Raw genomic sequence first — 22561 nt, 5'->3', positions numbered from 1 at the left:
CCACGGACGGATGGGCGTGTCGCAGCAGGGAGGTCACTGCCCGGGCAGGGCCTCCCCGGACAGGACTGCCTCGGCGACCGCCCGCATCGTCCGGCGCTGGTTCATGGAGGTGCGCTGAATCCAGCGGAAGGCGTCCGGCTCGGTCATCTTGTGCTCGGTCTGCAGCACGCCCTTGGCCCGCTCGATGATCTTGCGAGCCTCCAGCCGGCCCTGCAGGTCCTCGACCTCGGCCTCCAGGCTCACGATCTCGGTGAACCGGCTCATCGCCATCTCGATCGTCGGCAGCAGGTCCTTCTTCTGGAACGGCTTGACGACGTAGGCCATCGCGCCGGCCTCCCGGGCCCGCTCGACCAGGTCGCGCTGGCTGAACGCGGTGAGGATGACGACCGGGGCGATCCGCTCCTTGGCGATCTTCGCGCCGGCCTCGATGCCGTCCATCTTCGGCATCTTCACGTCGAGGATGACCAGGTCCGGACGCAGCTTCGTCGCCAGCGTCACGGCCATCTCCCCGTCGCCGGCCTCGCCGACGACCTCGTAGCCCTCTTCCTGCAGCATCTCACGCAGGTCGAGACGGATCAGCGCCTCGTCCTCGGCGATCAGCACCCGGCGCGGCGTCGAGGATGGCTGGCTCATCGAGTCTGATCTCCTGGGGTCGGCGTCGATAGTGGTCGGTCGGCGTCGGTAGCCATTCTGCCGTCCATTGGACGCATCCTTGCTGCGCTCAACGGTCGGCTGGCGGCAGCCCCCCGCCATGGTTGGCGGTGACGCCCGGCGACCAGGTCGGTCGCGCGAGCGCCGGCTGCCAGCGCGGTCGTCTCGACTCCACGCTCCGTCCGCTGCGAGGCGGCTGGCCGCTACCGGCGCGCCGGGGGCCGCCGACGACGGCTGGCCCGGAACACCGCACAGGCCCCAAACGGGCGGGGCGAGAGGTCGAATCGCACCCTACCCGGCTAGAGTCGTCACGGGGAGCACCTCCATCGCCTTATCCGCCCCGCAGCCGCGAGGGATGTTCACGCCGGAGACTCCCCAGGTCCACATCGATGCCAGGCCCGGTACTCCAACGGCAGAGAGACGGTGCTCAAACCACCGACAGTGTGGGTTCGAATCCCACCCGGGCTACCAGTGTGATCTTGGTCGAGTCTCGGTCATGGTCAAGATCTTCGGCATTTTCGGGCCTTGAGCCCGTGTGAGGCATACCCGGCGCCGACGAATCTCGCCCGCGGTCGACCGTCAGACGGAACCCAAGAGTGCCGCCCGCGTGGGCAGGTGGTCGGTGGGGTCTGGGCGGTCGCGAAGCTCCCGGTCGCAGGCCCAGACGGGCGCGCCCGAATAGTCGGCCAATAGCCACCTTGAGTAGCCAACCGGCCGTGCCTTCGGCAATGAGACTACAAAAAGTGACGACACTCTCACGCTGCGCTTTAGGATGGCGCGACAAACGGCTAGTTTCGCGGCCGTCCGGCGATCGTCGGACCCGTGTGGTGAGCCCGGACAGGCCGGGGCGCCACCGGCGGGCATTCGCGGGCGAAAGAGGGACAGTCCATGGACGGTCTGACGCGGCGGCATCGGCTCATCGGAACCGTCGCGGCGGTGGCCGCTGTGACGGCCGCGGCCGGCTGCGGCGGGGACGGCTCCAACTCATCGAACGGAGGGAAGAAGGAGTACGCGATCGGGTTCCAGGGGCCACTGTCCGGTGAGAACCAGCAACTGGGGATCAACGCGTACAACGGCGTGCTGACCGCGATCGACGAGGCCAACCGGAACACCAAGCTCCCGTTCACGCTGCGGATCGTGGCCTCGGACGACCAGGGCACCCCCGAGCAGGGGCCGACGGCCGCGCAGAAGCTGGTCGACAACAAGGACGTCCTCGCCGTCGTCGGGCCGGTGTTCTCCGGCGCGACGAAGTCCAGCGAACCGCTGTTCAGCCAGGCCGGGCTGCTGTCGGTCAGCCCGTCCGCGACGAACCCGCAGCTCACCGACCTCGGCTTCAAGACCTTCTACCGGGTGATCGCGCCGGACACCGTCCAGGGCGCCGCCGCCGCGAACTACCTGGCGAAGGCGCTGAAGGCCAAGCGGGTGTTCTCGCTCGACGACCGCAGCGACTACGGCACCGGCCTGTCCACGGCCCTGGAGAAGGGCCTGCGGGCCGACGCGGTGACCGTCACGCACGACGGCATCAACCCGACGAAGGACTACACCTCCGAGGCGACGAAGATCATCGCCGACCACCCGGACGCCGTCTACTACTCGGGCTACTACGCCGAGTTCGCCCTCCTGGTGAAGGCGCTGCGCGGCAAGGGCTACACCGGCAAGATCATGGCCGGCGACGGCGCGAACGACGACCAGTTCATCAGGCAGGCCGGCGCCGACACCGCCGACGGAACCCTGCTGACCTGCGCCTGCGGCGACGCCAACTCCGACCCGAAGGCGGCGAAGTTCGTCTCCGAGTTCAAGGACGTCAACAGCGGCGCGAAGCCCGGCACGTACTCGGGCGAGGCCTACGACGCCACCGAGGCGATCATCTCGGTGCTCACCCACGAGGGCACGAAGGCGACCAGGACCTCGGTCCGGGACGACTTCCGGAGCGTGAACATCCCGGGCGTCACCAAGCAGATCCGCTTCGACGGGCGGGGCGAGGTCCAGGGCTCGACGGTCTACGTCTACGAGGTCCGCAACGGACAGCGGGTCGTCCTAGGCCCGACGGACCAGCTGACAAAGCCGTGATCACTGCCGACGTCACCCAGATCCCCGGCGACGTCGCCGGCCAGCCGGCCGGACCGGCCCCCGTCGCGCCCGCACCCGCGGGCGCGGCGGGGGCGCCGGTCGTCTCCCCCTGGCCGGCGCCCGCCGATCCCGCCCCGGAGGCCGGGGGCGAGCCGGGACTCGCCGACCTGGCCTCCAGCTGGGAGGGACGGGTGCGGTCGGCCCGCTGGGGCGTCGGTGGCGCCCGGCCGGGCCCGGGCCGTGACCTGCGGCCAGGTGTGGGCCGTGATTTGGGGCCAGGTGCGGGCCGTGACATCGGGCCAGGTGCGGGCCGTGACATCGGGCCAGGTGTGGGCCGGTGAGCAGCGGCGAGCCGATCGCGCAGCTCGCGGTCGACGGCCTGACCGTCGGCGCGCTGTACGCGGTGATCGCGCTCGGGTACACGCTCGTCTACGGGGTGCTGCAACTAATCAACTTCGCGCACAGCGAGGTGTTCATGCTGGGCGCGTTCGGCGGACTGTTCGCGGCCCGCGCGTTCGTGCCCGGGGGAGCGGGCGGCGCGGGCGCCCCGCCCGGCGGGCTGGCCGCGGTCGGTCTCGTCGCCGTCGGTCTCGTCGCGGGCGGGCTCGCCGGAGCGCTCGCGGCGCTCGCGCTGGAGCGGGCCGCCTACCGGCCGCTGCGGCGGCGCGGGGCACCCCGGCTGGCGTACCTGATCAGCGCGATCGGTGCCTCGATGTTCGCGTTCAACCTGGCCGGCAAGGAGTTCGGCCGCCAGAACGTGCCGGTGCCCGCGCTGTTCCGCGACGGGACGGTCTTCCGGGTCGCCGGCGCGTCCGTCTCGACCCTCACGCTGGTGATCGGCGCGACCGCGCTCGCGATGCTGCTCGTCGTCGACCGGCTGGTCCGCGCGACCCGGCTGGGCCAGTCGATCCGCGCGGTCGCCGAGGACGCCGAGACCGCCACCCTGCTCGGCGTCGACGTCGACCGGGTGATCGTGGCGACGTTCGTGCTCGGTGGCCTGCTGGCCGGCGCCGGCGGCTTCCTCTACGCGATGACCTTCAACGCCTCGTACACCATGGGCTTCGTCCCGGGGATCAAGGCGTTCACCGCCGCGGTGCTGGGCGGCATCGGCAACGTGCGCGGCGCTGTGCTCGGCGGGCTGCTCCTGGGCGTGGTCGAGAGCTTTGGCGGCTACCTGCTGGAGGCCTCCTACAAGGACGTCATCGCCTTCGTCGTCCTGGTCGGCGTGCTGCTGCTGCGCCCGTCCGGCCTGCTCGGCGCCCGCCTCGGACGGCCCGCGTGACGCCGGCGAGCCCCGGTGCCGGCGAGCCGCCGGAGACCGGGGACGGCGACCTCGGGCTGCCGGACGTACGGGTCCTGGTCGAGCGGCTGGGCTCCGGCGGGGCGCGCCCGCCCGAACCGCCGCCGGCCTGGCCGCCGTCCGAGGCCGGTCCGTCCTCGGGCCGCGCGGCGGCCGCGGAGCCGGCGCGGGGCGGCCAGCCCCGGACGGGTGCCAGCCGTTGGCGCAGCCTGGGCGGCTGCCTGGTGCTCGCCCTGATCGCGGCGCTGGCGACCGGGCCGTCCGGCGACGGCGACCGGCCGCTGGCCGGGGCCAGGGGCTCGCTGGCGGGCGCCCGGGGCGCGCTCTTCCTGTCCGCGGCCGTCCTGGCCTGGCTGGGGGTCACCTGGTCGCCCTGGCTGCGCGGGTGGCTCGCCGGCCCGCCGCGCCGGGTCGCCGACCGGGCCCGCGAACGCGCCGCCGGGATCCGGGACCGCGCGGGGCTGCGCCGCCGCCACCACCGCCGCCGGCTGCGACGGCTGATCCAGGCGGCGCGTGATCTGGCCGGCGCGGCCCGCCACGGCGCGCGGTTGGCACTGCCGCTGGCGGGCCGGCGCAGGCGCGCCCGGCTGGCCGGCCGGCCGGCCGCCGTCCGGCCCGTCCGGCCGTCGCTCGCCGACGCGCTGTCCCGACCGAGCAGGCAGGCCGCCGAGGCCACGGGTGCGACGCTTCAGGAAGGGGACCCGCGCGCCGCCTCGGGCGAGCGCACGGCGGCGCCCGAGGTGGCGCCGTGGCATCGGACCTGGGCGGCCCGGTCGAAATGGACGGTCCCGGCCCAGGGCGGACGCGGCCACGGCGGCGGGGCGCTGGCGGCGGCCGCCCCGGCGACGGCTGGCGGACGTCGGGGCCGCCGGAGCGTTCGGACGGTCGGGTACGCGGTGGCGCTGGCCGCGGCCGTCGTCGCTCCGCTGTCCGTGTCCACGGCCGCGCAGCAGTCGATGGTCAACGACATCGGGCTGTACGCGCTGCTCGCGCTGGGCCTCAACGTCGTCGTGGGCTACGCGGGCCTGCTGGACCTGGGCTACATCGCCTTCTTCGCGATCGGCGCCTACACGGCCGCCTACCTGTGCTCCGCGACGGCGATGCCGTGGCACGCGCCGGTGCGGATCAACCCGTTCCTCGCGATGCCCGTCGCGGTCGCGGTCGCCGCGCTCGCCGGGATCGCGCTGGGCGCGCCGACGCTTCGGCTGCGCGGCGACTACCTGGCGATCGTCACGCTGGGCTTCGGCGAGATCGTGCAGCTGCTCGCGAACAACGCCGACGGGATCACCGGCGGCGCCCGCGGCGTGTTCGGCGTGCCGCCGCTGTCCGTCCACGCCGGCGGGTTCCACTACGCCTGGGGCCTCGAACCGCTGCCCTACTACTACCTGCTGGTCGTCCTGGTCATCCTCGTGATGGCCGTGCTCGGCGTCTGGGAGAGGTCGCGGACCGGGCGGGCCTGGGCCGCGATCCGCCAGGACGAGGTCGCCGCCGAGGCCACCGGGGTGCGGACCATGCGGATGAAGCTGCTGGCGTTCGCGATCGGGGCGTCCGTGTCCGGCTTCGCCGGGGTGGTGCTGGCCACGAAGCAGTTCTTCAATCCGCAGACCTTCAGCCTGCAGGCCTCCCTGCTGGTGCTCACCGTCGTCATCTTCGGCGGGATGGGCTCCCGGCTCGGCGTCGTCGTCGGCGCCGTCGTGCTGCAGGGCCTGGCGTTCTTCCTGCGCGACCGGGTGCCGGCCGCCGACCGCTTCATCTACTTCGGCGCCATCGTCATGATCATGATGGTGTTCCGGCCGCAGGGCCTCCTGCCGCCGCGCCCGCTCGGGGCCAGCCCGGTCCCCGCGCCCGGGCCAGGCACCGCCGCGGCCGGTCCGGCCCAGCGGCGGGCACCGGTTGGGGCCGGTTCGCCCGACGAGGTTCCGACCGTTCCCCGGGAAGGCAGGGCATGACGGATTCCGAACCGCCCGTCCCCGGGCCCGCCGTCCCCGAGCCGCCTGGCGGGTCCGGCGGGTCGATCCCGGTGCCGCGCGGCCGCGCGGCCCTCCCGCCGCCGGTCGTGCCGGCCCGGCCCGGTCCGCGGGTCGGCTGGGCACCGGACGCGACGACGGTGCCGTCGCCGGGCTCGCAGCCCCCGTCGCGGCCGATTCTCGACGTCGCCGGCCTCACGCTCCGGTTCGGCGGGCTGACCAGCCTCGACGACGTCTCGCTGCGCCAGCCGCGCGGGACGGTGCTGGCCGTGATCGGTCCGAACGGCGCGGGCAAGACCTCCCTGTTCAACTGCCTCACCGGCACCTACAAGCCCCGTCGAGGCAGCGCCCACTTCTGGCCGACCCGCGTCCCGGGCGTCGGCTCCTGGGCGTCCCCGGCCGGCGCGGTTCCGGCCTGCGCGGCTCCGGCGGCCAACGGCGAGGCCCCCGGCGGCCCGCCGCGACCGGACGAGGCCGGCATGGGACGGGCCGCCACCGCGCCGGACGTCGCGCGCAAGCCGGTCGAGCTGCTCGGCCGGTCCGCGCACCGGGTGGCCCGGCTGGGCATCGCCCGCACGTTCCAGAACATCCGGCTGTTCGGCGACCTGACGGCGCTCGACAACGTCCGGGTCGGCGTCGAGGTACGGGCGCGCGTCGGGGCCGGTCGGGCGCTGCTGCCGCTGCCGTTCGTGCGCCGGGAGGCCCGCGCGGTCGCGGAGGCCAGCTGGGAGCTGCTGGAGTTCGTCGGCCTGGCCGACCGGGCCGGTCAGCCGGCGGCGAGCCTGCCCTACGGTGCCCAGCGCAGGCTCGAGATCGCCCGGGCGCTCGGCACCCGGCCGTCCCTGCTGCTGCTGGACGAGCCGGCCGCCGGCGCCACCGCGGCCGAGCGGCGTGACCTGGTCGAGCTGATCGGCCAGATCCGGGCCCGCGGCGTCAGCATCCTGCTCATCGAGCACGACATCCGGCTGGTCGCCGCCGTCGCCGACACGGTCCTGGCGATGACCTTCGGCAAGGTGATCGCCACCGGCACCCCCGACGAGGTGCGGGCCAACCCGGCCGTCGTGGAGGCCTATCTCGGCACGGCGGTCACGGCGTCCTGACGGGTTCCGTCATGACCGGTTCGAGGGCCTGTCGACAGCGGAACGCAATCAGCTAGTGGAATGCCGGCGTTGCCGGAGAAGTCACAACAGTCGGCGAACATGTGCGGGCCGTGTTGACCTGGTTACTCAACGCTCTTACCGTCTCTTCCGGTGGTGGACCCGGGGGTCGGACGAGTAGAAAACGTCCGGGCGCGGGGAAGGTCCGGACGGCACCAAAGACCGTCCCCGGGTGTCACCGCTGGCGCGACAGCCTGACGCGCCTGACCAGGCCGGACGGTCGCGGTCCCGGCCTGGCCCACGGAGGGGCCGAGCCGGGCCGGTCGACGGCCCCTGCCGGCCGCGGGGCTGGCTCAGCCGCGGCCGGGGATCGTGCCACCGGCGGGCGGCTGGTCGCGCAGCAGGCAGGTCAGGCGGCTGGTGCAGACCGGGCGGCCCTGCTCGTCGGTGATGCGGATGTCGAACATCGCGGCCGAGCGGCCGGCGTGGATCCGGGTCGCCACGGCCGTGACGGTGCCCGAGGTCAGCGCCCGATGGTGGGTGGCGTTGATGTCCAGGCCGACGGCCGCCCGGCCCGGGCCCGCGTTGAGCATCGCGGCGATCGAGCCGACGGTCTCGGCGAGCGCCACGGAGGCGCCCCCGTGCAGCAGCCCGTAAGGCTGCCGGTTGCCCTCGACCGGCATCCGGCCGACCACCCGTTCCGGCGTGGCCTCGAGCAGCTCGATGCCCAGCTTCCGGGGGAGCTCGCCCCGGTGGGCGTTCAGCTGCGCGAGCAGGTCGGCGGGCTCGCTCGTGCCGGCGGCGTCCGCCGGCCCGGTCTCCACAGTCATCGTCCGAGCCTAGGTCGCGGTGGCGCCACCTGGTCGTCCGACGGGACCACGGTGTCCTCGGCCAGGGGATCAGGCGCTGTCCGGGATTGTCGGTAGGGGCGCCTAGACTTCGCTGGGTGTCCGGTTCGACGAGCAGCACAGACCTAAGCAGCACAGACCTGGCCGACGCGACCCTGGTCGCCGACGCCCCCGCCCCGGCGGCGCCGGCCGACGAGGCGCCAGCGGCCGCCGACGCGCCGGCCAAGGCCCCCGCGCGGCGGGCCACCCGGGCGCCGGGCTCACGCGCAGCGGCCAGGCCGGCGGCGCGGACGACGGCGTCGGCCGCCAGGCCCGCGCCCACCCCGGGGGTGCCCCGCCTGCTGCTGCTCGACGGGAACTCGCTGGCCTACCGGGCCTTCTTCGCGCTTCCGGTGGAGAACTTCTCGACCACGACGGGGCAGCCGACGAACGCGGTCTACGGCTTCACCTCGATGCTGATCAACGCGCTGCGCGACGAGCAGCCGACCCACGTCGCCGTCGCCTGGGACCTGCCGGCGCCGACCTTCCGGCACGCGCAGTACGCCGAGTACAAGGCGGGCCGGGCCGAGACCCCGAGCGACTTCGTCGGCCAGATCAGCCTGATCCACCAGGTCTGCGACGCGCTCGCGGTGCCGAGCCTCTCGGCCGCCAGCTACGAGGCGGACGACATCATCGCGACGCTGGCGACCCAGGGCGAGGCGGCCGGCATGGACGTCCTCATCGTCACCGGGGACCGCGACGCCCTCCAGCTCGTCACCGGCCAGGTCACCGTCCTGATGACGCGCAAGGGCATCAGCGACATGGTCCGGTACACCCCGGACGAGGTCGAGGCCAAGTACGGCCTGACCCCTGCGCAGTACCCGGACTTCGCGGCGCTGCGCGGTGACCCGTCCGACAACCTGCCGTCGGTCCCCGGGGTGGGGGAGAAGACCGCCACCAAGTGGATCCAGCAGTTCGGCAGCCTGGCCGCGATGGTCGACCGGGCCGACGAGGTCAGCGGCAAGGCCGGCCAGTCGCTGCGCGACCATCTCGGCGACGTGATCCGCAACCGGAGCCTCACCGAGCTCGCCCGCGACGTCCCGCTCGACCGGGACCCTGCCGACCTGCGCCTGGTGCCGTGGGACCGGGAGGCCGTGCACACCCTGTTCGACACGCTGCAGTTCCGGGTGCTGCGCGAGCGGCTCTACCAGGCGCTCGCGGTCGTCGAGCCGGCCGCCGGCGACGGTGGCTTCGCCGTCGAGTTCGACGCGCTGGCGCCCGGCGACGTCACCGAGTGGCTCGCCGAGCACACCACGGGTGGCGCCCGCACCGGCCTGCACCTGCGCGGCGGCTGGGGCCGGGGCACCGGGACCGTCGCCGGCATCGCCCTGGCCCCGCCCAAGGGCAAGGCGGCCTGGATCGACCCGACCCAGCTCACCCCGGCCGACGAGCAGGCGCTCGCCGGCTGGCTCGCCGACCCGGCGAAGCCCAAGGCGGCCCACGACGTCAAGGGCCCGATGCTCGCCCTGGCCGAGCTGGGCTTCACCCTGGCCGGCGTCACGAGCGACACCGCGCTGGCCGCCTACCTGGCGCTGCCGGGCCAGCGCTCGTTCGACCTGGGCGACCTGGTGCTGCGCTACCTGCACCGGGAGCTGAAGGCCGACGAGGCGCCGTCCGACGGCCAGCTGACCCTCGACGTCGAGGTCGAGGGCGTCGAGGAGTCGGCCGAGGCCGAGGTCGACGTGGTCCGAGCCCGGGCCGTCGGGGAACTGGCCGACGCGCTCGACGGCGACCTGGAGCGCCGCTCGGCCGCCCGGCTGCTGCGCGACATCGAGCTGCCGCTGCTGACCGTGCTCGCCGGCATGGAGCGGGCCGGCATCGCCGCCGACGCCGAGTACCTGGCCGACCTGCAGTCCCAGTACGGCACCGAGGTGACCAAGGTCGTCGAGGCGGCCCACGAGATCGTCGGCCGGCCGTTCAACCTCGGCTCGCCCAAGCAGCTCCAGCAGATCCTGTTCGAGGAGCTGGGCCTGCCCAAGACCAAGAAGATCAAGACCGGCTACACGACGGATGCCGACGCGCTCGCGTGGCTGGCCACCAACTCCGAGCACCCGCTCATCCCGACGCTGCTGCGCCACCGCGACGTCGCCCGGCTCAAGACGGTCGTCGAGTCGCTGCTGCCGATGATCGACGACGCGGGCCGGATCCACACGACGTTCAACCAGATGATCGCGGCCACCGGCCGGCTCAGCTCGACCGACCCGAACCTGCAGAACATCCCGATCCGGACCGCCGAGGGCCGCCAGATCCGGCGCGCCTTCGTGGTCGGCCCCGGCTACGAGACGCTGCTGACGGCGGACTACTCGCAGATCGAGATGCGGATCATGGCGCACCTCTCCGGGGACGCCGGCCTGATCGAGGCGTTCGCCTCCGGCGAGGACCTGCACACCTTCGTCGCGGCCCAGGCGTTCAACCTGCCGGTCGCCGAGGTCGACCCGGAGCTGCGCCGCCGGATCAAGGCGATGTCGTACGGGCTGGCCTACGGGCTGTCCGCCTACGGCCTGGCCACCCAGCTCGGCATCCACCCGGACGAGGCCCGGGACCAGATGGAGGCCTATTTCGCCCGGTTCGGCGGAGTGCGCGACTTCCTGCGCGGCGTCGTCGACCAGGCTCGCAAGGACGGCTACACCGAGACGATCCTCGGGCGCCGCCGCTACCTGCCCGACCTGACCAGCGACAACTCCCAGCGTCGTCAGATGGCCGAGCGCATGGCCCTCAACGCGCCGATCCAGGGCTCGGCCGCGGACATCATCAAGATCGCGATGCTGGGCGTCGACCGTGGCCTGCGCGACGCCGGGCTGCGGTCCCGCCTGCTCCTGCAGGTCCACGACGAGCTCGTCCTGGAGATCGCCCCGGGCGAGCGCGAGCGGGCCGAGGCCCTGGTCCGCGCCGAGATGGCGAACGCGTACACCATGTCCGTCCCGCTGGAGGTCTCGGTCGGCTCCGGCCACACCTGGGACGACGCCGCCCACTAGGGGGCTGCCCCGCGGATCCTGGCCGGGGCGGCCCGCCCGCGCGGCCGAAGGCCCGCGGGACGTTTCCAGGCCGCGTCGAGCGGTTTTCCCGTCCGTGGCGGCTGGGTCGTCGAAACGCGCCCGGTTGTCCGGTTGATTCCGTATCTTGCGGGAGCGGGCCGGCCAGCTCGTCCCCCCTCGGACGCGGAGCGTGAGTGGGCGGATTCAAGGAGTGGACAGATATTCGGCGCGGGCGCAGGGTGGGTGGTCGGGGCGGGTTACCCCGCGGTCCGCGCGGGAGATGGTGTGACTGGCTGGGTACGGGCTGTGTAGTTGGAGTGAGACGGTCCGGTTCGGCACCGCGCCCGATGAAGGACGGGTTGCCCTGGCCGGCGGCACGTCGCGCGGCGCGCAGGGATGCTCCCCGACGCCACGGCGGCGTCCCGCACTCGCGCGTCCGGGCACGGGGAGGGCTGGCGATGCGAGCGATGCGCGCGGCGGTCCAGCGGAGCGGCTATCTTGTCGCGCTCCCGCTGGTCGGCACGCTGTTCCTCATCGTCATGCTCGTGGCGCCGTCCGACGTCCAGATGCTCCCCGCGACCTTCGCGGCCCTCGTGGTCTCGGCGGCCACGCTGGCCTACCTGCTGCTCGACCGGCGCCACGACGTACGGCGCCAGGCGCTCGTGGTGTCGCTGACGATGACGGCGGCCATGACGACCGCGATCCTCGGCGGCGACGGCTCCCGCGCCCCACTGGCCTTCCTGCTCTGGTTCCCGTGGGCGGGCAGCTATGCCGGGCTTGTCTCCTCCCGGCGCGGCCCGGCGGTCGCCGTGACCGGGGTGATCTGTGCCGCCCTCACGGTCGCCATGACCATCCGCGGCGGCCTGACCGCCATCCCGCTGACCTACGTCTCGTGCCTGTTGAGCACGATCGGCGCCGCGGCCTTCGCCTCCGGCTTCCTCGGCTGGGGCCGCGGCCAGGCGTTCAACGACCCGCTGACCGGGCTGACGAACCGCGCCGGCATGATGCACGCCGCCGAGCCGGCCATCGCCGAGATGTTGCTCGCCGGCCGCTCGGCGATCCTCATGGTCCTCGACGTGAACCGCTTCCGCGAGATCAACACCGCGCTCGGCCACCAGGCCGGCGACGAGGCGCTGCGGGAGTTCGCCGACCTGCTGCGGCGGGTCAGCCCGACGCCGCTGTTCGTCGGCCGGCTCGGCGGCGACGAGTTCGTCCTGGTCCTGCCCGGCAAGGTGCTGACCACCGAGGACGACGACGAACGCCGTGACCGGCTGGGGCGCCTGGGCCGCGAGGTGCTCGACCAGCTCGACGGCCTGGTCCGCATCCGTGGCATCGACGTCGAGCTCGAGTCGACGGCGGGCCTCGCGGCCGCCCCGCGCAACGGTGACCGGCTCTCCGCGCTGCTGCCGTGCGCCGACGCCGCGCTCGCGAACGCCAAACGGGACGGCGCCCGGGTCGGGGTGTGGACCAGCGGGATGGCCGGGACGGTCGGCGTGCGCTCCTGGGAGCTGGCACTGCACGCCCAGCTGCGCCGGGCGATCGCCAACCGCGAGCTGGTCCTGTACTACCAGCCGTTGCAGGACGCGGCGACGGGCCGGGTCTCCGGCGTCGAGGCGCTGGTCCGCTGGTGTCATCCGGAGCGCGGCCTGCTGCCACCGGGCTCGTTCCTGCCGATGGCCGAACGCTCCACCCTGATCATCGACCTGACCTGGTGGGAGCTGGACGAGGCGCTCGGCCAGTGCGCCGCCTGGGTGCGCGAAGGCCTGCACATCCCGGTCTCGGCCAACCTGTCCGCCCGCATGCTGGTCGTCGACGACCTGCCCCGGCTGATCACCCGCCGGCTCGAGGCCTACGACCTGCCGCCGGACATGCTGACGCTGGAGATCACCGAGAGCGCGCTCATCTCGCAGCCCGCCCGGGCCGCGACGATGCTCGGGGAGCTGCGGACCGCCGGGGTGAAGCTCGCGCTCGACGACTTCGGCACCGGCTACAGCTCGATGGAGATCCTCAAGGCGCTCCCGTTCGACGAGATGAAGATCGACAAGGGCTTCGTCGCGGACGCCCGAGGCAGCCTGCCGGACGTCGCGATCGTCCGCTCGGTCATCGACCTCGGCCACCGGCTCGGCCTGCGCGTCGTCGGCGAGGGCGTCGAGGACGAGGAGTCCGCCCGGATGCTCATCGAGCTGGGCGTCGACCTGCTGCAGGGGGACGCCCTCTCGCCGCCGCTGCCGGCCGACGAGCTCGCCGCGCTGCTGCGGGGTGGCTACCGGCCCGTCGCGGCCTCCGGCGAGGAGGCCGAGGCGGCGCCCGACCTGACCGCGCCGGCCGAGGCGCCGCCGGCGGTGGCGATGCCGGCGGTGGCCATGCCGGCGGTGGCCATGCCGGAGACGGAGCGCCCGACCGGCGAGGAGGAGGTCGAGAGCCCCGCCGCCGCGGCGCGGAAGGCGGCCCGGCTCGTGGTGCCCGACGAGACGACCGAGCTGTGGGTCAAGACGGGCATGACCGCGCCCAACCCGCCGGACGAGACCGAGCGCCTCGCGGCGCTGCACCGCTACCGCATCCTCGACACGCCGCCGGAGCCCGAGTTCGACGCGTTGGCGGCCCTCGCGGCGCAGGTCACCGACTGCCGGTACGGCTACCTGGTCTTCATCGACGTCAACCGGGAGTGGTTCAAGGCCGTCCACGGCGTCGAGCTGACCGATCTCGGCGCCCGGGTCGGGCCCGGCTCGTACATCGTGGCCTCCGGCGAGTTCCTCGAGATCGCCGACACCACCCGTGACCTGCGCTATGCCCACCTCGCCCGGATCGAGCCGGCGCATGTGATCTTCGTGGCCGGCGCTCCCCTCCGGACCTCGGAGGGCCGGGTCCTGGGCGCGCTGAGCGTCTCCGACCGCGTGCCCCGCCGCCTCACCAGCGCCCAGCGCGCCGCCCTCCAGGAGCTCGCCGCGCACACCATGCGGCTGCTGGACGCCCGGCTGGAACGGCTGTTGCTCAAGGAGGTCGAGGCCGGTCTGGACCGACTGGACCGGTTCTGGCACCGCCAGGACCTGACGGCCGCCGCCGCCGCGTTCGCGGACACGGTCCGATCGCTGTGCGGCGCGGACACCGCGGCCGTCATGCTGCCCGACCTTCCTGGCTCGTCGGTCTTCCGGGTGACCGGACTGTCCGTCGCCGAGGGCGCCAGGCCGGTCTCGGCGGTCGGGATGCGCACCACGCTGGAGGCCGAGGAGGTCGTGCGCCAGGTGGCGGGATCACGCCGGCCGGTGTTCGTCCCGGACGCCCAGGCGAGCACCGTGCTCTCGTCGTCGATGGCACGCAAGATGGAGGTCGCGTCCGCGTTGATGGTGCCGCTGATGGGCGAGGGTGGCGCGCAGGGCCTGGTCGCGGTTCGGTGGGTCAGGCCGATGCGCAGGCTCGATCCGGACGTGCTCCGCGCGGTCACACTCTTCACTCGGCAGGGCCGGTACACCCTCGAACGGCTGCTCACCGCCGCCGGCAAGGCCGCCGGCCCCGCTCCGCACACCGGCCCAGCCTCTCCCGACAGCCCCGCCTCGCCCAACGGCCATGGCGGGCCGCGTGGCTCGAGCCGGGGCAGCGCCGCCGTGCTCGGCGGCCGCGCCGACACGGCCAGCGCGTCGGGCCCGTCCGCCCGGCCGTGCACGGCCGGGCCGGACTCGCCAGGGGACGACGACCGGTCCCACCTCGGCTCGACGCGGGGCGACGGCCGGGTCGGCGGCGACCACGATGGCCGGCCCGCCCGCCGACCCCGCCCAGCGGACACCACGCACCGGGCCCGCTGAGTTCCCGTCCGCCCCGGCTGGGTGCCCTGGGCGCGTGGCCGGGTGGACTAGCCGGTCGTTCCGGGGTCCGCGCCGTCTGCCGGCGGTGGCTGCGGTGGCGTGGCGGTCGCCGTCGGCCCGGCCTCCGCCGCCGCGTCGGGCTCGCCGAGAAGTGCCGGCGGGTCGGTACCGGCGGCGACGTCCGCGTCGCCCGGCCCGCCAGCTGTCGCCGCGGCGAGCCGTCCGGCGGCGCGGCCCTGCAGTACCGCCAGTGCGCCGTCGGCCCCCAGGAACAGCACGGCGAGCCACGACAGCGTCGCGACCTTGGAGAACTGCGACACCCAGTCGCCGTTCACCGGCAGGTGGTACCGGGCCTGCACCTCCAGGACGTAGGCGACGCTGACCAGCAGCGCCCCGACAGCGCCCGCCCGCAGCAGCACCCGCCCGCGTGGGGCCAGCGCGGCGACCAGCGTCACCGCCGCGGTGATCGCCCCGGCCACCGGGTTCACGATCAACGTACCGACCGCCAGGATCCCGACGACCAGCAGCCCGACCTGCGGGAGGCCGATCCGCTGGGTGGCCGCGAGCGGCGAGTCCAGCCGGGGCAGGTCGGCCGGTGTGCGCGGCCAGCCGGCCCGGCGCCGCCGGCGGCCCGTCACCCCGAGCAGGGCCAGGCACAGCACCGCCGCGACGACGGACACGGTCAGCGACGCGTAGACGACCCGCTGCGGCGTCCAGGTGAGCTGGACCTTGAAGCTGTCCGACGTCGGGTTGACCCGCCAGCCGTTCGCGTAACCGTCGATCAGCTGGGGTGCCGCCAGGTCGGTGTTGTCGTCGATCTTGCCGTGCCACCCGGCGGACAGGCTCTGCCCGAGCACGAGCCAGAACGGCTGGCCCGGCTTGGCCCCGGTGACGCTCAGCACGAACGTCGTCGCGCTGGTGACGTCGACGTGGACCTTCGGCGTGGCCCCAGCGCTCGTGGCCCCGGCGCCCGCGGCCGTCGCCGAGGCGCTGGCGGGCCGGCTCGCGAGGTCGGTCTGCCGCTGGGCCTGGGAGGTGTCCAGCGCGTTGAACGAGGTCGCGTCCGGCCAGGTGGTCCCGCCGACGTCGGAGGCGAGTACCAGCCGGTCCAGGTCGAACCCGGTGGCCGCCCCGTTCGCGGTCCGCAGGACGTGGTCACCGGCGCCGAGGCGGACCGGCGTGCCACAGGTGACGACGTCGAGGCCGAGCCGGTCGGCCGCGTCCTTCGACGTGCCGACGACCCGCAGGCCGACGGGCCGGCCGTCGACGGTCAGCAGGTTGGTGTGGCAGCTGTTCGAGTCGAGGCCCTGCGGCGCCGCCATGCCCGCGGTGGAGCCGGTCCCGAGCACGCCGGGCAGGTCGACCTCGGCGATCCCGACCGGCATGATCGAGACGCCCTCGGAGATCGTGTCCTTGGTGGTCACCTGCCGGACGCCGTCGACGACGAAGCGCACGGTCCGGCCGGTGGCCGCCGGCAGCGGCAGGGTCACCGTGCTGGTGGCGCCGTGCTTCGCGGTGTCGGCCAGCGGCGGCACGGTCACCTCGCCGACCTTCTGGCCGTCGACGAGGACGCCCAGCTGGGTCGGCACCGAGTGCTGCCCGTCGGTCACGAAGGTGAACTGCCCGGTGGACAGCGTGACGGGTGCCTGGCCCTGCTGGGTGGTCAGCTGGATCCAGCCGCCCTGCTGCTGGCCGAAGCCCGGCTGCCAGGCCGTGTTCGGGTCCCCGTCGAAGGCGGCCGAGGCGCGGGAGCCCAGGTCACCGGGCAGCCGGCCCGACGAGAGGATCACCGGCGCCTGCGCCGGCCGGCCGAGCAGCGTGTCGACCGTGGTGTCCGGGATGTAGGAGGAGATCCGGGCCGTGCCGGTCAGGCTGAACGTCCGGGCCGTCGGCAGGGTGAACACCCGGTCGATCGTCGACTCGGTGTCCTCCTTGAACGGCTCGGCCGGGTTGGCCCGGTCCCGGGTCATCGTCAGCACCAGCTGGTGGTCCAGCGAGTCGGCGCCAGCGGTGGAGAGCAGGTCGGTCGGCATCCGCAGCAGGTCCTGCGCGACGGCCGGCTGGCCATTCGCCATCGGGATCTTCACGTCGGCCAGGCCGACGGCGGACAGGCCGTTGTAGTTCGGGAGCCGGCCGTAGTTCGTCGCGTCGATCCGGATCGTCAGGGTCGTGAACGTCCGGGACGGGAAGGTCACGACCTGGCCCGCCGACGTCCGGGAGACGTCGCCGAGGTCCACGGTCACCGGCGAGCCGCCGTCGAACGTCAGCGTCGCCTTGGTGATCCACCGGTTGCGCGGCCCCGTCAGCGGCTGGGTGAGCGTGACGTGGTCGGTGGTGGTGGGCGCCGCGAGCGTCGTCTGCCAGCGCTCACCGGCCGGATCGGTGAAGGCGCCCACCCGCCAGGCGGTGGTCAGGTCGCCGTCGATGCCGTGCACCGGGCGGTCGGCCGGGCCGTAGGCGAACGTGTTGCCGTAGCTGGACGCGGTGACCGAGGCGACCTGGGGTGTCTGGCCCGGGGCGGTCAGCACCTCGATGGTCTGGTCGGCGGTGGTCTGGTCCGGGAACAGCGGCAGCCGGTTGTCGTTCGGGTCCTTCTTCAGCGGGCCGATGCCCGGCTGCTCGACGTAGCCGAAGTTCTCCCGGATGCCGGTCCAGCGCTCGGCGCGCAGCTGGTCGGAGTCGCTGACGAGCAGCTCGGCGCCGTCGTCCAGGGCCTGCTTGAGGCCGGCCGGGTCCTTGGCCAGCGCCGCCGTGTAGAGGACGGCCCGGTTGTTGTCGACGACCGGGTCGAGCAGCCCGGTCGCGGCCGCGTCGACCAGCGCCTCGCCGTTGCCGCTGACGAGCAGCGGGCCCTGCGTGGTCGCGGTGCGCACGATCGGGGTCGGGTCGGTGACCGGGAAGTCCGCGAGCTGCGGCGGCTCCGGCACGGTCGGGTCGGTGCCGAGCGCGATCTCGTCGACGTACGGGATCTTCGTGTCCTCGGACACCGGCGGCCCGTAGGTCGTCGGCTTGCCCAGGCCGTTCGGGATCGGCGACGTGAACAGCTGCCAGTCGGCGCGCGGCCGGGGCCCGCGGAACTCCTCGTAGGCGTTGTTGTTGCGCAGCACGACGTCGCCGACGCCCATCAGCTTGGCGATGTCGTTGATGGACGCCGTCTCGAAGACGCCCTCCTGCAGCCGGCGGTCCAGCGAGCGGATCAGGTCGACGCTGCCGGCCTCGCCGTAGGGGATCAGCTCGCGCTGGACGGTCGGGCGGTCGGTCAGCCCGGTGGTGACCGTGTCGAGCGTGGTGCCCCAGCGGTAGTGGGCGAAGTCGGCGCCGGGCAGCTCCAGGACGCGGGTGGCGTTCCCCTTCGCGCCGAGCGCGTTCGCGAGCGCGACCTCGTAGTCGGGGACGTTCTCCGGCCGGGTCAGGCTCTGCTCCATGAGCTGGCCGCGGAACAACGGGGCCAGGTCGATCGCCAGCAGCGCGAGCACGACCAGGGTGACCGCCGTCGGCAGCAGGGCGCCCGGCCGAGGCTTGAAGACGAGCTGGCGCCGGCGCTGCCCGCCGCTGTGGCGACCGCCGATCCGGTTGGGAGCCAGCGTCTGGCCCCGGGCCGCCGCCGCGTCGGCGTCGGCGGCCCGGGCCACCCGGCGCTCGGTCCACGCGCCGAGCGCTCCCGCGAGCATGACGGCCAGGCCCAGCACGACCAGCGGTGCCGCGCGGGGCAGCGACCGCAGCGCGAGGCCGGCCGTCGAGTCCTCGGCGAAGGTCTTGAACAGGTAGCCGAGTGGCGACGGATGGGTGTACGGGTACACGCCGACCGAGACCGTGGTGCCCAGCACGACGAGAGCGACGAAGTACGCCCGCTGGCCCCATTTGATCACCGTCGCGGCGAACAGGCCCATCAGCGGCACCAGGAAGCTGACGACCAGCAGCCAGAGCGACTGGGTGTAGCTCAACGCGGGGCTGATCCACGGGCCGAGCGCGTCCTGGCCGTAGAAGAACCAGTTCCCCAGCCCGCGCAGCACCTCGGAGGCCTGCGAGCTGCTGGCCACCGTCTGGACCGTCTCGGTGAACGCCAGCACGTTCAGGCCGTAGCCGGCCTGGGTGTAAAGACCGGAGATCCACCAGAGGTTGACCAGGAAGGTGAGGATCACCGCCCGGGTGATCATCCCCATCGCGGCGCGCAGCGTGGCCTCGCGGGTACCCCAGATCGCGAACGGCACCCACAGCACCGGCGCCAGCATGATCAGGATGAGGCTGGAGGCGTTGATGCTGCCGACCGCGGTCACGACCAGGGCGAAGGCCGCGGGCCAGCGCCACGCCTCGGCGCCGCGCCAGCTGCCCTTGCCCTGCTCGGCCTCGCGCAGGCCGCGCACGGTGATGCCGATGAACCAGCCGAGGCCGGCGTAGGGCAGCAGGATCGCCGAGATCCGCGCCTCGTACTCCAGCGAGTACGGCGTGAGCATGTAGCCGAACGCCGCGACGATCGAGTAGCGGTCCCGCCAGCCGAACGAGCGCAGCAGGAACAGCACGCCCACGCCCGCGGCGAACAGGATGCTGCCGGTCCACAGCCGCTGCGCGACCCACATCGGGAAGCCGAGTTCGTGCAGCACGAAGTACCAGAGGCCCTGCGGGAACAGGTAGCCGATGTTCTGGTGGGTGACCGTGCCCATGCCGACGTCGGGGTCCCACATCGACACCGCCCGGCTCAGCAGCCGGCCCGGGTCGAGGTAGAGGTACGCCTTGGTGTCGGCGCCGATCTCGCCGGGCGAGGTGCGCAGCAGCGGCAGGTAGGCGACCGCCGCGAGCACCAGCGCGGCCCAGCTCGGCCGCCACAGCCGCCACCGGCGCCGCGGCGCCCCGCCGTCCGCGGCGGCGGCGTCCGGCGTCTCCTCGGCGGGGTGGTCGGCCGGCAGCGTCGCGGTGCCCGAGCCGTTGGGCCCGGTCGGGCCGTGGGTCGTCAGGGTCACCGCAGCGGCCCGTGCAGCCGGTCCAGGCCACCGGGGCGCGGGGAACGGCGGCGGTGCTTCGCCGCCTCCTGGGCCAGCGCGGCGAACGTCCGCCGGGCGGTGTTCGCCCAGGTGAACGTGGCGGCGTGGGCGAGCGCGCCGGCGGTGAGCCGGTCGCGCAGGCCCTGGTCGCCGATGACCCGGCCGAGCGCATCGGCCAGCTCGTTCGGCTCGACGAGCAGCCCGGACAGCCCGTCGGCGACGGCGTCGGTGTGCCCGGCGATGTTCGACACGACCGACGGCGTGCCGCAGGCGGCCGCCTCGGTGATCGTCATGCCCCAGCCCTCGCGCGCGGACGCGCTGGTCAGCACCCAGGCCTGGCGGTAGTACGCCAGCAGCCCCTCGTCGTCGACCCGGCCCGGCAGCTTCAGCCACTCGGTCGCGCCGGCGGCCCGGATCCGCGCCTCCAGCGCCGGGCGCTCGTAGCCCTCGCCGACGATGACGGCTTCCAGCGTCGGGTGCTGCTGGCGCAGCCGGATCAGGGCGTCGATGAGGACGTCGAACCGCTTCACCGGGACGAGCCGGCCGACGGCCAGCACCATCGGGTGCGGCGAGCGCTCGCCCAGCGGGGCGTAGTGCTCGTCGATGCCCGGCGGGATCACCGAGATGTTCGCCGGTGGTAGCCGCAGCATCTCGATGATCTCGCGGCGCGACGACTCGGACAGGGTCAGCACCCTGGTCCGCCGGTAGAACGGCGGCGCGATCGTGCTCTCCAGCGCCTCGCCGACCTGGGACAGCGGCGGCTTGAGCACCATCCGCCACATCTCGCCGTGGACGTGGTGCAGGAACACGACCCGCGGGCACGGTGCCCAGACCGGCGAGAAGAACGGCATGCCGTTCCAGATCTCGACCAGGCCGTCCCAGGGGCCGCCGTGGCCGAGCGCGCCGGACATCGCGGAGCGCGGGAACACGGCGTACCGGCCGGCCTTGCGGACCACCGAGTAGCCGTTGCGGGTCGCCTGCGGCAGGTGGCCCGGGGCGTGCGCGGTGCGCATGCTGACGTCCACGCCAGCCGCGGCCCAGGCGGCGGCGACCTTGTCGGCGTGCAGCTCGGAGCCGCCGGCCTCGGGGTCGTCCAGGTCCCGCCAGGCGAGCATGTGCACCCGGCGCAGCCCCGAACGCTCGACCAGCTCCTCGAGCGTCGGCTCCCGCACCTCGATCCGCGCGGCGCGGGGCGTCTCGGCGAGGCCGATCGCGCCGCTGGCGCCCTGGATCTGCTGCGCGTCGCCCGTTTCAGCGGATCCGGCCGAATCCGCTCCCAGCTGGAAGGCCTGGCTCATGCGGTCACCTCCGTGGCGGGCGCGCCGGCGGCCGCGGCGGCGGTCGTGCGGCGGGCCGCGCCGACGACGAGCAGCCCGGTGACCACGGCGAGCACGGCCTGGACCGCGAGGTCCATCCGCGCGGTGGCGACCGGAGATCCACCGGCCAGGGTGATCAGCCCAGCGGCGGCCGTGGCCGTGATCCCGAGCGCGACCAGCACGGCGCGCGAGCCCAGGGCCAGCAGGTAGTGGGTGAACAGCACAGTTGCTCCGAGACAGGTCATCGCTCCGGCCAGCGGGAGGAGGGCGCCGGACGCGTCGGTGAATCGAGGCCCGAAGGCCAGGGACAGCAGGGTGGCGGGCGCGGCGGTCGCGACCACCAGGAGCACGGACGCGGGCGCCACGAGGATCGCGAGCGTCGCGCCGAGCTGGTGCAGGGCGTGCTCGCCGAGGTGGCGCCGGTCGGCCGCCTCGGGCAACAGGAAACCGGCCAGCACGACGGCCCCGAACATCAGGACCTTGCTGGTCACGGAGACCGCGGCGTACTGGCCCGACTCGGCCGGCGCGAGCCGGCCCTGGATCAGCACGTCGATGTTCTGCAGCAGCGCCAGGAACCCCAGCGCCGCCAGCGCGGCCCCCAGCTCGACGGCCAGCCGCCGCTCCCGGGCCGCCGCCGGGCCGGCCCCGGCTGCCGGGGCCGGGTCTGCGGTCAGCGCGGCCGGTGAGCACGAGGCGTCCGGCGCCAGCCGGCGCAGCGCGAGGCGGGCGTGGACGAGGGCGGCCAGCACGCCACACAGCACGGCGGTCGCCGCGCCGGCCTGGCCCAGCCCCGCGAGCACGAGACCCACCGTCGCGGCCCCCTTGACCGCGGCGTCGACCAGCAGGTTCGAGGCCAGCTCCCGGTAGCGGCGAGTGGCCTGCAGCAGGCCCCGGTCGACGCACAGCAGGCACCAGGCCGCGCCGGCGGTCAGCGTCTGCGCGACCCCGCCCGGTCCGGGCAGCGAGAGCTCGTGGGCGAGCGGCCCGCGCACCGCGAGCGCGAGCAGGGCGACGACGACCACCGTCCGCAGACCGGCCGAACGCACCCGCGCCGCCCAGCCGACGACGAGGTCGGCCCGGCCGGTCCTGGTCCAGGTCGTGACCCTGCGGACCACCCCGACGAGCAGCGCGCTGCCCGGCATGGACACGACCATGAAAAGCGCGAAGAGCACGGCGGTGGCCCCGTACGAACGGGTGCTCATCGCCCGGGCGATCACGAGGGTGACGCCGAGGTTCGCGACGTTCGCCAGCATCCCGGCCAGCGCCAGCGGGGTCGCGCCGCGCAGCGCGCCACGCAGCCGGGACGCCGGCGGCACGTCGTCGGTGGCACCCTGTCGCCGTGGCATGCTGCTACTGTTACGCAGCGTGGTCGTTCGCGCCCCGGAGGCAGTCACGGGGACGTCCGCGGCGGCGTTCGCAGGGGCATGGGCGGAACCGACCGCGGCGGGGCGAGCTCGGGTGAGCGGCGCGCGGTAGGCCGTCGACGGGTCACGGGCCGACGGCGGAAGGCGGTCGGCCC

At 74.1% G+C, this 22561-nt stretch carries 12 protein-coding genes and 1 tRNA gene; 8 read left to right on the top strand and 5 right to left on the bottom strand.

The annotated features are described in order from the left end of the window. Nucleotides 1-33: 33 nt before the first annotated feature. Nucleotides 34-633: an ANTAR domain-containing response regulator gene (locus FRAEUI1C_RS24440; protein ID WP_013426031.1), complete on the bottom strand. Its 600-nt coding sequence runs from the start codon at nt 631-633 to the stop codon at nt 34-36. Between the two features lie 413 nt (nt 634-1046). Here FRAEUI1C_RS24440 and FRAEUI1C_RS24435 point away from each other — a divergent pair. The 6 genes from FRAEUI1C_RS24435 (at nt 1047) to FRAEUI1C_RS38610 (ending at nt 7088) form a co-directional block, all read left to right on the top strand. After that, nucleotides 1047-1122: transfer RNA gene (locus FRAEUI1C_RS24435), tRNA-Leu, on the top strand. A 417-nt stretch (nt 1123-1539) separates the two neighbouring features. Continuing rightward, nucleotides 1540-2721, top strand: coding sequence for a branched-chain amino acid ABC transporter substrate-binding protein (locus tag FRAEUI1C_RS24430; protein ID WP_013426030.1), 1182 nt, complete (start codon nt 1540-1542; stop codon nt 2719-2721). Then, nucleotides 2718-3062: a hypothetical protein gene (locus tag FRAEUI1C_RS24425; protein ID WP_013426029.1), complete on the top strand. Its 345-nt coding sequence runs from the start codon at nt 2718-2720 to the stop codon at nt 3060-3062. The genes FRAEUI1C_RS24430 and FRAEUI1C_RS24425 overlap by 4 nt, the downstream gene beginning before the upstream one ends. Next, nucleotides 3059-4003, top strand: coding sequence for a branched-chain amino acid ABC transporter permease (locus tag FRAEUI1C_RS24420; protein WP_013426028.1), 945 nt, complete (start codon nt 3059-3061; stop codon nt 4001-4003). Before FRAEUI1C_RS24425 ends, FRAEUI1C_RS24420 begins: the two co-directional genes overlap by 4 nt. Next, complete coding sequence (locus FRAEUI1C_RS42220) at nt 4000-5970, top strand: branched-chain amino acid ABC transporter permease (RefSeq protein ID WP_013426027.1); 1971 nt, start codon at nt 4000-4002, stop codon at nt 5968-5970. Before FRAEUI1C_RS24420 ends, FRAEUI1C_RS42220 begins: the two co-directional genes overlap by 4 nt. 158 nt (nt 5971-6128) lie before the next feature. Then, nucleotides 6129-7088 carry an ABC transporter ATP-binding protein gene (locus FRAEUI1C_RS38610; RefSeq protein WP_095522711.1) on the top strand — a complete coding sequence of 320 codons (960 nt, stop codon included), beginning with the start codon at nt 6129-6131 and terminating at the stop codon, nt 7086-7088. A 350-nt stretch (nt 7089-7438) separates the two neighbouring features. On the opposite strand, the gene FRAEUI1C_RS24405 is transcribed toward FRAEUI1C_RS38610, so the two are convergent. Continuing rightward, the gene (locus FRAEUI1C_RS24405; RefSeq protein WP_013426025.1) at nt 7439-7915 is read right to left on the bottom strand and encodes a PaaI family thioesterase; all 477 of its coding nucleotides are present in this window, start codon (nt 7913-7915) and stop codon (nt 7439-7441) included. 359 nt (nt 7916-8274) lie between these two features. On the opposite strand from FRAEUI1C_RS24405, the gene polA reads away from it, so the two are divergent. Together polA and FRAEUI1C_RS24395 are read left to right on the top strand one after the other, a co-directional pair. Further along, complete coding sequence (polA, locus tag FRAEUI1C_RS24400) at nt 8275-10947, top strand: DNA polymerase I (protein ID WP_041261356.1); 2673 nt, start codon at nt 8275-8277, stop codon at nt 10945-10947. Nucleotides 10948-11405: 458 nt separating this feature from the next. Next, entirely contained in the window at nt 11406-14747 is a 3342-nt protein-coding gene (locus tag FRAEUI1C_RS24395; RefSeq protein WP_013426023.1) for an EAL domain-containing protein, read from the top strand. Nucleotides 14748-14794: 47 nt separating this feature from the next. On the opposite strand, the gene FRAEUI1C_RS24390 is transcribed toward FRAEUI1C_RS24395, so the two are convergent. From FRAEUI1C_RS24390 to FRAEUI1C_RS24380, 3 genes are read right to left on the bottom strand one after another with little or no spacing between them, the layout of a single operon-like run. Next, on the bottom strand, nt 14795-19705 hold the full coding sequence (locus tag FRAEUI1C_RS24390; protein ID WP_013426022.1) for an alpha-(1->3)-arabinofuranosyltransferase domain-containing protein: 4911 nt from the start codon (nt 19703-19705) through the stop codon (nt 14795-14797). Continuing rightward, nucleotides 19702-21024, bottom strand: a complete 1323-nt coding sequence (locus FRAEUI1C_RS24385; protein WP_013426021.1) for a glycosyltransferase family 4 protein — start codon at nt 21022-21024, stop codon at nt 19702-19704. Before FRAEUI1C_RS24385 ends, FRAEUI1C_RS24390 begins: the two co-directional genes overlap by 4 nt. After that, nucleotides 21021-22388 (bottom strand): polysaccharide biosynthesis protein, encoded by a 1368-nt coding sequence (locus FRAEUI1C_RS24380; protein ID WP_013426020.1) that lies wholly within the window; start codon nt 22386-22388, stop codon nt 21021-21023. The genes FRAEUI1C_RS24385 and FRAEUI1C_RS24380 overlap by 4 nt, the downstream gene beginning before the upstream one ends. Nucleotides 22389-22561 lie beyond the last annotated feature (173 nt).

The organism is Pseudofrankia inefficax, assembly GCF_000166135.1.
GTDB classification, from domain to species: domain Bacteria; phylum Actinomycetota; class Actinomycetes; order Frankiales; family Frankiaceae; genus Pseudofrankia; species Pseudofrankia inefficax.
Note: the sequence above shows the minus strand (reverse complement) of the source record. Positions and strands in the feature narration are given on the sequence as shown.